At 37.6% G+C, this 12,216-nt stretch carries 15 protein-coding genes; 3 read left to right on the top strand and 12 right to left on the bottom strand.

Annotated features, from left to right (window positions below; genetic code table 11):
* Nucleotides 1-62: 62 nt before the first annotated feature.
* A complete protein-coding gene (locus NV349_RS05885) occupies nucleotides 63-296 on the bottom strand; it encodes a DUF896 domain-containing protein (protein WP_036128062.1) in 234 nt (77 codons plus the stop codon).
* 186 nt (nucleotides 297-482) lie between these two features.
* On the opposite strand from NV349_RS05885, the gene NV349_RS05880 reads away from it, so the two are divergent.
* Nucleotides 483-1,004: a GNAT family N-acetyltransferase gene (locus tag NV349_RS05880; protein WP_058843964.1), complete on the top strand. Its 522-nt coding sequence runs from the start codon at nucleotides 483-485 to the stop codon at nucleotides 1,002-1,004.
* A 268-nt stretch (nucleotides 1,005-1,272) separates the two neighbouring features.
* On the top strand, nucleotides 1,273-1,848 hold the full coding sequence (gene def, locus NV349_RS05870; RefSeq protein ID WP_271912563.1) for a peptide deformylase: 576 nt from the start codon (nucleotides 1,273-1,275) through the stop codon (nucleotides 1,846-1,848).
* Nucleotides 1,849-1,886: 38 nt separating this feature from the next.
* Here the strand turns inward: def and NV349_RS05865 are convergent, their stop codons facing one another.
* On the bottom strand, nucleotides 1,887-2,552 hold the full coding sequence (locus tag NV349_RS05865) for a YneB family resolvase-like protein (RefSeq protein WP_036128073.1): 666 nt from the start codon (nucleotides 2,550-2,552) through the stop codon (nucleotides 1,887-1,889).
* Nucleotides 2,549-2,863: a cell division suppressor protein YneA gene (gene yneA / locus NV349_RS05860; RefSeq protein WP_036128077.1), complete on the bottom strand. Its 315-nt coding sequence runs from the start codon at nucleotides 2,861-2,863 to the stop codon at nucleotides 2,549-2,551. The genes NV349_RS05865 and yneA overlap by 4 nt, the downstream gene beginning before the upstream one ends.
* A 166-nt stretch (nucleotides 2,864-3,029) precedes the next feature.
* Here yneA and lexA point away from each other — a divergent pair, with 166 nt between their 5' ends.
* Entirely contained in the window at nucleotides 3,030-3,647 is a 618-nt protein-coding gene (gene lexA / locus NV349_RS05855) for a transcriptional repressor LexA (RefSeq protein ID WP_004232118.1), read from the top strand.
* Nucleotides 3,648-3,756: 109 nt separating this feature from the next.
* Here lexA and NV349_RS05850 read toward each other — a convergent pair whose 3' ends face one another.
* The 9 genes from NV349_RS05850 to NV349_RS05810 all read right to left on the bottom strand — a co-directional run bounded on the left by NV349_RS05850 (nucleotide 3,757) and on the right by NV349_RS05810 (nucleotide 12,202).
* Nucleotides 3,757-4,479: a gamma-glutamyl-gamma-aminobutyrate hydrolase family protein gene (locus tag NV349_RS05850; protein ID WP_036128080.1), complete on the bottom strand. Its 723-nt coding sequence runs from the start codon at nucleotides 4,477-4,479 to the stop codon at nucleotides 3,757-3,759.
* A 33-nt stretch (nucleotides 4,480-4,512) separates the two neighbouring features.
* On the bottom strand, nucleotides 4,513-5,265 hold the full coding sequence (locus NV349_RS05845; protein WP_089932056.1) for a prepilin peptidase: 753 nt from the start codon (nucleotides 5,263-5,265) through the stop codon (nucleotides 4,513-4,515).
* A 67-nt stretch (nucleotides 5,266-5,332) separates the two neighbouring features.
* Nucleotides 5,333-6,022: a hypothetical protein gene (locus NV349_RS05840; RefSeq protein ID WP_058843958.1), complete on the bottom strand. Its 690-nt coding sequence runs from the start codon at nucleotides 6,020-6,022 to the stop codon at nucleotides 5,333-5,335.
* Nucleotides 6,019-6,612 carry a PilN domain-containing protein gene (locus NV349_RS05835; protein WP_058843957.1) on the bottom strand — a complete coding sequence of 198 codons (594 nt, stop codon included), beginning with the start codon at nucleotides 6,610-6,612 and terminating at the stop codon, nucleotides 6,019-6,021. Before NV349_RS05835 ends, NV349_RS05840 begins: the two co-directional genes overlap by 4 nt.
* Nucleotides 6,612-7,586, bottom strand: a complete 975-nt coding sequence (pilM, locus tag NV349_RS05830) for a type IV pilus biogenesis protein PilM (protein ID WP_271912558.1) — start codon at nucleotides 7,584-7,586, stop codon at nucleotides 6,612-6,614. The genes NV349_RS05835 and pilM overlap by 1 nt, the downstream gene beginning before the upstream one ends.
* A 112-nt stretch (nucleotides 7,587-7,698) precedes the next feature.
* Nucleotides 7,699-8,184 (bottom strand): prepilin-type N-terminal cleavage/methylation domain-containing protein, encoded by a 486-nt coding sequence (locus tag NV349_RS05825; protein WP_036128097.1) that lies wholly within the window; start codon nucleotides 8,182-8,184, stop codon nucleotides 7,699-7,701.
* An 87-nt stretch (nucleotides 8,185-8,271) separates the two neighbouring features.
* Nucleotides 8,272-9,477, bottom strand: a complete 1,206-nt coding sequence (locus NV349_RS05820) for a type II secretion system F family protein (protein ID WP_058843955.1) — start codon at nucleotides 9,475-9,477, stop codon at nucleotides 8,272-8,274.
* On the bottom strand, nucleotides 9,474-10,520 hold the full coding sequence (locus NV349_RS05815) for a type IV pilus twitching motility protein PilT (RefSeq protein WP_036128104.1): 1,047 nt from the start codon (nucleotides 10,518-10,520) through the stop codon (nucleotides 9,474-9,476). Before NV349_RS05815 ends, NV349_RS05820 begins: the two co-directional genes overlap by 4 nt.
* Before the next feature lie 11 nt (nucleotides 10,521-10,531).
* The gene (locus tag NV349_RS05810; RefSeq protein WP_231745020.1) at nucleotides 10,532-12,202 is read right to left on the bottom strand and encodes a GspE/PulE family protein; all 1,671 of its coding nucleotides are present in this window, start codon (nucleotides 12,200-12,202) and stop codon (nucleotides 10,532-10,534) included.
* Between the last annotated feature and the right edge of the window lie 14 nt (nucleotides 12,203-12,216).

Raw genomic sequence — 12,216 nt, 5'->3', positions numbered from 1 at the left:
GAAAACAATGCTTTTGTTATACTAATTGCGTTTTCATACATACTTTATTGAATTGTGTCACATTAATTTAGAAATTTATTTTTTTTAGCTTGTCTTACTTTCTCTGGTGTCACATCATTACCTTCTGCATCTACCACTTTTACATTTTCAATCGTATCTCGCATAGTCGCTCTAAACGTATCTAAGTACTCCTTGCGAAGCGCTGTTCGCTCCTTAGCCTCTGCTTCTGTTAATTGACCACTTTTGGCCTTAGCAGAAAGTTCATTAATTCGGTTAATTTTTTCCTTTGATAACATTGTTACACACCTTTCAATACCTAGCTTAATGACTTCAGTATGCAAAGTATAGCATGCTTTCCCTTAAAATGCAGTTATACCAACCCTTAATAACACTTCTTAGCCATAATTTACATGACTTCCAGATGTTAGTCGTGTATAACTAATAATAAAAGGAAAAAATTTATATTTATTGGAGGAAATTAAATGAACATCACAACACAGCGATTACTTATCCGAAAATTTGAAGCCCAAGATTGGCAGGCTGTTTATAGCTATATGTCTGATGAAACGGTGATGCATTATATGCCTGAAGGAGTTTTAACTGAAGAACAAGTCCAAAAATTTATAACAGAAAATAGCGCGGATCAAGCTAAGCATTTTGCCATTACTTTACGCGATCAACCAGAAGTTATTGGTCATTTAGTTTTTCATCGATGCTTTGGCGAACATACCTATGAAATTGGATGGGTATTGAATCCTGCTTATCAGCAACATGGCTATGCATCAGAAGCTGCTCAAGCCCTATTAGATTATGGATTTTCCAAATTGAAGCTTCATAGAATAATAGCAACATGCCAACCCGAAAATATAGCTTCTTACCGAGTGATGGAAAAGATCGGTATGCGGCGTGAAGGATTTTTTAAAAAATGTATACCGCATGGTGACAATTGGTGGGATGAATACTATTACGCAATCTTGCAAGAAGAATGGCATAGAACTCTATAAAATGACCGTGTTACATAGTAACAACATTTGGTCATTCAGTAAAAAGAGTATAAAATAAATGGCTAACACTTCAGACAAAACGGAGGGATAAACCTGAGGAGTATGATCAAAATGTTGAGAAACAAATTAGGGATAACCAAAGCTATACTTACGAAAGAATGCGGTGTTGTTAGACAGACAATTAATTGTATTGAAAATGATAAGTACGAGCCATTAGCTTTGAACATGGCTAAAGTCCTCAATAGCCGTATTGATGAGGTGTTTATGTATGACTAAATTTCTTCCTGATTCGATCATTACCATGAAAGATTTTGTGAAAGAAGACTCGGTATTATTACGAAAACAAACCGAAGAAGTGACGACACCCTTAAACCAAGAGGATCGAAATACTTTATTAGCTATGCTGCAATATCTCAAAAACAGCCAAGATCCAACGCTAGCCAAAAAATATAAGCTTCGCCCTGGAACTGGGTTGTCTGCAAATCAAATAGGTGTAGACAAACGAATGTTTGCTGTACTGTTTGATCATAATGAAATGGTGTTTATCAATCCCAAAATCATAAGTCATTCCCTCAATATGATTTATTTACCTGATGGAGAAGGCTGCCTGTCGGTTAATCGACCTGTCCATGGTTTTGTGCCAAGATACGAACGTATTAAGGTCAGAGCATATGACATTGATGGTCAAGAATTCATCTTGCCGTTTCAGGGCTATGGGGCGATCGTTGTCCAACATGAAATCGATCATTTAAATGGCATAATGTTTTATGATCGAATAAATAAAGAGTATCCTTTTCAACTACCTACTAACATCATCATCGACAGTTTGGCTTCCTATCAATAGCATTTTTTACTGTGAATAAAAAAGATTAGCAGGCGATATTATTTGCCTGCTAATCTTTCTTGATGTTCTTGGAAGCGACGATGAACAGTCGCTTTACTTACTTCAAAGCCCAACCCTCGAAGCGTGATCGAAATTTCCTCAAAGGTAAATCCACGTTTGCGTAGCTTGACAATTTCATCTACAGGTAGATCTTTTCGCTCCTGCCCATAGGGATTCCCTCGGTTCGATAAATTATTTTCAGGACGATAGCCATTTTCTACAGCGCGTCGCATGCCTCGACGTATTTTAGCATTATGGATTCTTCGTTGATACTCCTCCACGATTGCTAAAATCTCAAGCAGCATCGTGTCCATTTCATTTAGTTGAACGGGTCCTGCATCGCGCATGGAAAAAACATCTGTTGCTGATTTTTGCAATAAATGCAACACAGCCATCCTTGCGTTCCCACGTCCTAATCGTGTTTCATCTTGTACAAAAAGGGCATTAATTCCCTTTTCTTTAATGAAATCAAGCATTTCAAGCAAGCCATCGCGTTCCACATCATAGCCGCTATGCTTATCCTTAAATACACCCTTTACCTCATAGCCTTGCTCTCTAGCGTAGCGCAGCAACTCTTCCTGTTGGCGCTCTAATGAGGAGCTTTGTGTTTCTTTTTCAGTACTTACACGGCAATAGACAACAGCCGACATTTGTTTATTCATCATTGTTCAGTTCTCGCAATTTCGATAGTATGGATGGGATTGGCTTGATCACCCAATACAGGAATAACTAGAGACTTTCCTGCCACAATTTTAATATCTGCTAATTCATTTTCTGTTTTGACCAGCTTAATCCAATCATCTGTACTCATCTTACCACGGTATTGCTCTGCTAACGACCACAAGCTATCCCCATGTTCAATTTGAATTTCTGCGTAATTAACATCTCCTGGATCAGTGATGTAAAGGTATCCTGCAAATAGTAGACAAGCTCCTAATAAAATGGAGATATGTGTATTTTTCTTTAACCATGTCATAGTTACAACCCCTTTTTTAGAATGTTTGTTCGGAATGTACGTTCTCATAATAAAGCGAACAAACGTTTTTGTCAAACACTTTTCGAACCTATGTTTGCATACATGTTCGCATTCTGTTATACTATCAAATAAGAAGAATGATATTAGAAAAAAGAGGTGAGCACTCATGAAAAAAGTTTCGAAAAGACAAGAGGACATTTTGGCTTTTATTAAAGAAGAGGTACGAGCTAAGGGATATCCACCATCAGTACGTGAAATCGGGGAAGCAGTCGGACTTGCTTCAAGTTCAACTGTTCATGGTCATTTAGCTCGATTAGAACAAAAGGGCTTTATTCGTCGAGATCCAACAAAGCCACGTGCAATTGAAATTTTAGAGCCTGAAGAGTCTATTCAAAAGCAGCAAGTCATTCATGTACCACTTGTGGGGAAGGTAACTGCTGGTTCTCCAATTACTGCTATTGAAAACATTGAAGAATATTTCCCATTACCAGATACGTATGGCACAAGCGAGGATCAGTTATTCATGCTAGAGATTATGGGGGAATCTATGATTGAAGCAGGAATTTTAGACGGCGATTTAGTTATTGTGAAGCAAAAGGCAACAGCTAATAACGGAGATATTGTTGTAGCCATGACAGCAGAGGATGAAGCGACGGTCAAACGTTTCTTCAAGGAAAAAAATCATTTCCGATTACAGCCTGAAAACTCATCTATGGAGCCTATTATCGTCGATCAAGTTTCTATTTTAGGACAAGTTGTAGGACTATATCGTCGTGTACATTAATCATTTAAAGTAGGTTTTGAGGATTATGTGTTCCTTCTAAGAGCATGTATCCTCTTTTTTACGCAAAAAAAGAATCCATATATGGTTGGATTCTTTGTACAGTCCCCTGCTACGCTTCCTTTTTGAATTTTAAGCTAGCTTCAACAAAGGCTGAAAATAATTTTTGTGCAGGCTCATCTCCTGCTATAGCTAGTTCCTCGGGATGCCACTGAACAGCCAAGCAAAATGGCAACTCTTCATGAACAACTGCTTCGATAATGCCATCACTCGATTTTGCTGCTACTTTTAATTTCTCTGCTAATACATTAACTGCCTGATGATGAAATGAATTTACCGCTATTTTCTCTTGTTGTAAAATGGTCGCTAATAAATTCTCCTCCATAATTTGTACATAATGAGTAGCTACAGCTCGAGCAGATTGCTGTACATGCTTGAGCAGCTTAGTACTAAAATGGTCACTATCAATATCCTGAAATAAAGTACCACCTAGTGCTACATTTAGTATTTGAATGCCTCGGCAAATACCCAAAATAGGCATCTTTCGTGTGAATGCCGCTTCAATTAATGCTAACTCTACCGTATCTCTTGCTGGATGAATTTTCCCTAGTTTTGGTGCAGGCTCTGCCCCATACAGAAATGGATGCACGTCATAGCCTCCAGATAACAATAAACCATCTGTAAGGGATAGAATTTGTGTGGCATCCTCCTCTACGCCAAGTGGAATAATAAGCGGAATCCCACCTGCATCAATGATACTTTTACTGTAAGCAGCATTTAATCGAGAGGATAAATCATCTTCCACAAAGGCTGTAATGCCAATAATCGGTTTCACTTGCTTCCCTCCATATGCTTGAAGATTGAACAATTACCAAAAACCTAAATACCAATCGATTAATGAATCCCCATAAAAATAGACAATGATAGCGGCTAATGCAATAGAAGGTCCAAAAGGAATAGGTGTTTTTCTCCCCTGCTTGTTCTTCGTTAACACGACAAGCCCGACAATCATGCCGATAACTGCAGCTATAAATAATGTTAACAGTGTATGCATTGTACCAAGAACAAGTCCAATTAAAAAGAATAATTTAATATCGCCTCCACCCATGCCCCCGTTTGATATCACAGCAATACTATATAATATGCCGAAACCAACGACTGCACCTACAGCACAGTCCCACCAGGGTGTTAATGGCGACAATACTCGTCCAATAATAAGGAAGGGTAAAAAGAATAAAAGCACCTTATTCGGAATCAGCATATAGGCTATATCAGAAACAACAATGATGACTAATAATGAAATAAAAAATAGGGCTACTATAAACTCTATGCTCCAACCAAGCTGCCGATAAGCAAAGGCAAACAATAGTCCTGTTAATAATTCCATTACTGGATAAATCCAAGCTATTTTATTGCCACAGCTCCGACATTTTCCACCCAAAAACACATAAGATAAAACTGGCACTAAATCAAGCGCCGTCAGTTGCCTTTGACATTTAGTACAATGTGAAGGAGGTTGTACAATCGACTCCTTCTGTGGCACACGTAAGCCTACCACATTATAAAAAGAGCCAAAGACAAGCCCAAATAAAAATAGAAAGATTGTATAAGCCATTTCCAATTTTCTGTCCTCCTAAACTAATAGGCGCCCATACAGATGCAGTATGGAACGCCTATCAATGCAATTATTACTCTCCTTCGTAATAGAACGTCGTCACCTGGACGGTAGCTTGTAAAGTAAGATCCGTATCTTTTTCTAATTGATCCTGCTCTCCAGGCAATTTGAATTCGATAGTATCCGTTTTCATCACACGCTGTAATTGTTCAATTTCTTGTAAAAAGCTCTCTAGAGAATTAAAATCAAGCGCCCCAACCTCTAATATAAAAGTAATCAACTTTAAATTCGATGGTAAGGAATCCTTTGAAATAGATGAAATCGGTGAACTCTTAATCTTGTTATCCTGCTCACCATTAACCTCTTCTTCAGCTTGCTCCAACAGATTAAGGTCTTGCGATACATCTGATTGCGAAACAGCCGCATCATCATTTTGAACTGTTAATGACTTTATGCGTGTTCCTGTCACTTCCTCAATCTCAGCTAAATCTAGTATGATCTTTTCAACAGCTCTTGTTGTAGGTAGCTTCTGTCTTAACGCTAAAACATTGATAGTCGACTGACCCTGCTCCTTGTCTAATTGAGCTAATTGTTCTTTTACACTAGAAATCTCTTGCTGGAGTTGTGATACATGACTCTCTTTTGCTTCTACTTCATTTAATCTTGGTAATAATAAATAATAATAAAGCGCAAATAAAATAGAAACGATTAAAGTCAATAACAAGATAATAGATGAATTTTTACTACTCGTTAATTTATTCATGAGCGTCGTCCTCCAGCTAAATATATAAAGTCGATTGTCGCCGTAATGGACACTGAATAACGTGGTACTTCTTTAAATTTTTGTTCAGGCGTTAATTCCTTCTGTTCGCCAAGCTCTATATCGAAGTTTGACACTGTATTAATTTGTGCGTCTGTAAAAAAACTACTCATTAAAAGTCGCTCTACATATTTCGATATATCGGTCATCGTTTCAAAATCCACTTCAATAGTAACTGTATTTTCCCCAAAAACGTAGCTACGCAAGTATGTTTGAGTTGGTAGTAAAGTTTTCGTTTCATCAATTAATGGGGTTACAGGATAAGAAACACCTTGAATATAGGCAACAGATTCCTCCAATGATCCCTGATCAACACTTTGTCTTACATCTAACTCTTGCTGTAATTGTTCAAGCTGTGTCGTTAATGTCTTTTCCTCAGCAGCTAAACGTGACAAATCACTTTTAGCTGTAAAAAATATAAATAGTAAATAAGCTGCTATTAGACCCACAATGACAATTATCAAGCTATAAAAAAGCTTTGGTGAAGTAGACCGTTTTTCAAGCTGTGGTAAGAGGTTTATATCTGGAACCATTAATGAACCTCCTTCAAAGCTAAGCCTAGCAATGTTGAAAATTCTTTTTTAAAATAAGGAAAGAACTTTTCAATTTTTGCTCCATCAACAATCATCAAAGGTGTCTCTAAATTAGAAGATAATAAGGTTCCTATTGATTTGAGTAACGGGTTATCACCAAGCATTATGATTTCATCTACTGTTTTTTCCCCTTTATGTAAAGAAAACTTAAAGAAATTCATCATCCGATCAATTTCTAAAACCTGATCCATGACGACCATCTGGTAATCTTCGGTTTCACCATTGTAGAGAAATTGGTAGCTAAATTCATCGACTTTTTTGCCCTGCCATTGTGCCATATCTGTTTCAATCGATTGATAACGTAAAAACTCAACCTGTCCGTTTGAAAAGATACTAATGGAAAGTTCATTGATAGACCACTCAGCAATTAAATATGTTTTATTAGGCACTAACATTGACATATGTTCTAACAAACGTATATTGCATAAGGCTCGAATATCGGCAGCTTCAGGGTCCAAGGAGACATCTAACAGCATTCCTACTATTTTCGTAATTTCCTCTGAAGGTGCAGCAAATAATATCGCCTTGCCGTCCTCCGCATCGGGATCATAAACATCAATTAACGGGTCCTGAAAAGGTAAATGAATAGAATGGCCCAACTCCATTTCAGCATATCCTCGTAATTCCTGTGGTTTAACATCTTTAGGATGCTCGAAACTTTTTAATAAAACAGTTGTATCAGGCACAAACATACGCACAGCCTGTTTTTTTCCTGTCCACTTCACAACCTGTTCTTTAATAATTTCAAAAAGAGCCACCTCATCTATGATTGCTCCATTTTCAACAATATCAGCTGGTAAAGGATATTCATAGCCATGCCATTGACTAGGCTCAGGTCCTTTCGCCACAATCGCACGTAGCACATAATCCTTCAGTTCAATCGATACATGCGACTTTCTCTTTCTCTTAAACATGTGAAAAGACCTCCTTTTCCTATTCAGTATAAATGATTTTATCAATTAGTCATCCATTCCCCAGCCAGAAACGCAAGAAAATTATCGTTTCTGAATGGGTTGGGAGGACTGATTATTGAGTTTTAGTATTTTCTGTTTTTTTCTTATCTACTCCTGCACTTTTTAATAGTTTATTAAGTTCTTCTTCAAATATTGTTATTGCACCTGCAGTTGAGCTAACTTTGAGACTCTCTGTTTTAATCTCTTCAAATCTACCATATGAAATTGACCATTTTTTTTCACTTTCGTTATACGTTACTTTATCATTGCTTCCTAGCTCAATACCATCTACAAACGCTTCTAATTCATCTTTCACACACTCATTATCTGAGCTGTCTCCTTTACAAGCGCCATCAATATAAGCAATCTTAGCACCAGATAGAATATTTGATGCTTCTGCTAAAATAGCACGGTCCTTTGACTTATTAATAATATTACCAATTGCAGGCACAGCGATTGCTGCGATAATTGCTAAAATAACAATTACAGCTAAAAGTTCAACTAATGTTAAACCCTTCTCATTTTTCAATAGTTTTTTATTTTTCCATTTTTTAAACATAGAGAATTCCTCCTTAGTAGTTTTATATGAAGTGTGAAAACACGGTCTTCTAATTCAATTTCTAAATAAGTTTTATATAATTAAAAATTACATATTTTCATATAGTTGGAACATTGGTAAGAATATAGCCGCAACAATTACTCCTACAACAAGAGCAAGTACTATAATCATTAAAGGTTCGATAAGTGACTTCATTGTATCGACGGCACGGTTTACTTCTTCCTCGTAAAAATCAGCAATTTTTTCAAGCATGTAATCCAAGGAGCCTGTTTTCTCACCAATTGCTGTCATTTGTGTAACAAGAGGTGGAAATAGCCAGCTTTTTTCAAGTGGCTCTGATAATGTGCCACCCTTTTCTAAATTATCGCGGGCCTCCAGCACTACTTTTCCCATAACTGGATTACCTCCGACTTTTTCAACAATCGTTAGGGCTTGTAAAATCGGCACCGAGCTACTAAAAAGAGTAGATAGAGTTCTCGTCATTCTCGCTATAATATCTTTTTGTAAAAGTTGGCCAAAGATAGGCATGCGGAGTAACAAAACATTAACTGTATAATGAAACTCTTTATTATTTTTATAAAAATAACGTGATCCCACTACTAACACTAATAGCCCTAAAATCACGAGATACCAAAACTGAATCAACCAATCACTTATACCAACAACAATAACTGTAATTAGCGGCATTTCTAAGTCCATATCTTTAAATGCATCCATAAAGGTAGGCACAATAAAAACCATTAAAAACATGCCAACCACCAGCGTTAAAAGGGATAATATTGCTGGATAGGTCATTGCCGATTGAATTTTTTTCTTGATGTTATATTGCTTTTCTAGTGTGCTTGCCAGACGATCTAATGTGTCGTCAACGTTACCAGTAGCCTCTCCAGCACGCATCATATTGACAAAAAGCAAGGGAAACACTTTGGGATGTTTACCTGCTGCATCTGAAAATGCCATCCCACTCCGAATATCCTCTTCAACTTGCATCAATGCTCGCTTTAGTGGTTTATTCCGTGTTTGCTCACCCAAAATACGCGTCGCTTCAACGACAGGGACACCAGCACGAATTAATGTCGCATACTGCCGACAATAAATAACAAACTCTTGGTGCTTCACTTTTGTACCAATGGCAATGTCCTTATGTAAAATGCTATTTGATTCTTGAAGCTCCCGCGCATTTATTCCTTGTGCACGAAGCTTCTCCATAGCAATTTTTTTATTTGGGGCTTCAATAATGCCCTTTTTAGGTGCTCCTGTTTTGGTGCGACCACTATAACGAAATACAGTCAACTATAATCACCAGCGTTCATGTATGGCCGTGCATCTTCTAGCGAGATCTTACCTGTGGTAATCAGGTGCTGCATCGAAGATTCTAATGTGTGCATGCCCAATGCTTTACTTGTCTGCATTACGCTTGGAATTTGGTGAATTTTTTCATTGCGAATTAAATTCGAAATGGCAGGAGCTTGTACTAAAATTTCTGTCGCAGCAATGCGCCCTTTTACATCTTTACGAATAAATAAACGCTGTGAAACAATACCTTGCAGTACATTCGCAAGCTGCACTCGAATTTGACTTTGCTGATGCGGTGGAAATACATCAATAATACGGTCGATTGTAGTTGGTGCACTACTTGTATGAAGTGTTGCCATTACTAAATGCCCTGTTTCAGCAGCCGTGATAGCCGTTGAAATCGTTTCATAATCTCGCATCTCCCCAACTAAAATAATATCTGGGTCTTGACGCAATGATGCTCGTAAACCATTCGCAAAGCTCATTGTATCGACACCAACCTCACGCTGATTGATGATAGACTTTTTATGAGTATGCAAGTATTCAATTGGATCCTCTAACGTAATAATATGTTTTGATCTTGTCTCGTTGATATAATCAATCATTGCTGCTAATGTAGTTGATTTACCTGAGCCTGTTGGACCAGTTACTAAAATTAAACCTTGTGGTTTTTCCGCAAGCTTATATAACACTTGTGGCATATTAAGTGCTTCAATAGATGGAATTTTAGCTTCAATTAAACGAGCCGCTATTGTCACTTCATTTCGCTGATGATAGGCATTTACACGGAATCGACATTTCCCAGGCAATGAAAAGTTAAAGTCAGTTTCTCCCTTTCCCTCAAACTCCTGTTGTTTATGTACAGGGAGAATGGCATTTACCATTCCCTTTAATTCTTCAGAATCTAATGGATCTGCACCATAATGTTCCAACTGCCCATGAATACGATATACTGGCGGAATACCTTTTGTTAAATGAAGATCCGATGCTTTTTCTTCAAACGCACGTGTTAATAATTCAACGATTGAATAAGATGTCATTTTTATCACCCCTAATCTACACTTGCAACACGTAAAATTTCTGATGTTGTTGTTTGACCTGCTACAACCTTTAATAGTCCATCTACTAATAGGGTGTGATAGCCTTTGTCATTCATATAATCACGAAGAACCAAATCACCTTCTCGATTTAAAATCATGTCCTTCACTTTTCGATCCACTGGAAGGATTTCATGAATCGCCATACGTCCTCGATAGCCTGTATGATTACATGCAGGACAACCACGCCCCCTTTTACCTTGGGTAACACCTTCCAACCCATTTTCCTCTAGTATTTCTAATTCACGTGAGGTGAATACATATGGTTCAGCACAATCACGACAAACTTTACGTACAAGTCGTTGAGCCATAATGCCTACAAGTGAGGAAGATAGTAGAAATGGTTCAATGCCCATATCATGTAAACGTGAGATGGATTCTACTGCACTATTAGTATGCAGCGTACTTAACACTAAATGTCCTGTAAGTGAAGCACGTATAGCAATTTGCGCTGTTTCAAGATCACGAATTTCCCCTACCATCACAATGTCAGGGTCCTGTCGTAAAATCGAACGTAACCCTACCGCAAACGTTAAGCCAACCTCTTCCTTTACTTGGATCTGATTGATGCCATCTAATTGGTATTCCACAGGATCCTCAACCGTAATAATGTTGACGCCTTCCTCATTTAAATGCGAAAGAGCTGCATATAACGTAGAGGATTTACCAGAACCCGTAGGTCCAGTAATAAGCATCATGCCGTTGGGACGGCTTATCATTTTCCTGAATAGTACTTCATTCGTAGCACTAAAGCCTAATTTCTCAATATCATTGGACGAATTGGTTAAATCTAAAATACGCATAACAACTTTTTCTCCAAAGACAGTCGGTAATGTGGCTAATCGTATATCAACTGGTCTAAAATTGACATTCGTTTTTATACGCCCATCTTGTGGAATACGATTTTCTGTAATATTTAAATTGCCCATTATTTTAATCCGAGCCAATACTACGTTTTGCATATGCTTGGGCAATGACCTCTCTGTACGAAGTACTCCATCTACTCTGTAGCGCACACGTAGCTCTGTTTCTTGTGGATCAAAATGAATATCACTAGCTCTTTGTGCTACACCATTGGCAATAATTTGATTTACTAAACGAACAATGGGTGAATCTTCATTCTCAATCTCGTCTTGCGTTTCAGTACTAGTTGCCGCTAAATCTAACATTGCAGCATCCATCGACTCCTGCAAATCATAATATTTGGTAATTGTACGATATAGATCATCTTTTGCAGCAATGCTTGTTTCGATCTGACAACCTGTCGTCATACGGACTTCTTCGATAGCAAAATAATCCATCGGGTCTTCCATCGCAATAAACAATTTATTTTTCTCTTTGCGGATAGGCATAATATTTGTCCGCTTTGCCAACTCAGCAGGAATTAATTGTAATAATTCAGGGCTGATTGAAAATTGATTTAAGCTAATATGAGGGATACCAAGCTGAAATTCTAAAACTTCAATGAGTTGTTGCTCCGTTAAGACGTTTTCTTTAATGAGAAAATCACCTAGTTTCTCATTTTTCAACTTAGTAGTCAGTGCATACTCTAGCTGTTCTGCTGTAATAACGCCTGATTCAACAAGTAAATCCCCTAAACGTTTACGACCTGGCTTCATCGCCATAAAAATACCTCCAA

Origin of the sequence: Lysinibacillus sp. OF-1 (genome assembly GCF_028356935.1) — a bacterium.
In the GTDB taxonomy this organism is placed as follows: Bacteria; Bacillota; Bacilli; order Bacillales_A; family Planococcaceae; genus Lysinibacillus; species Lysinibacillus fusiformis_D.
This window is presented reverse-complemented; position numbering and strand designations above follow the sequence as displayed.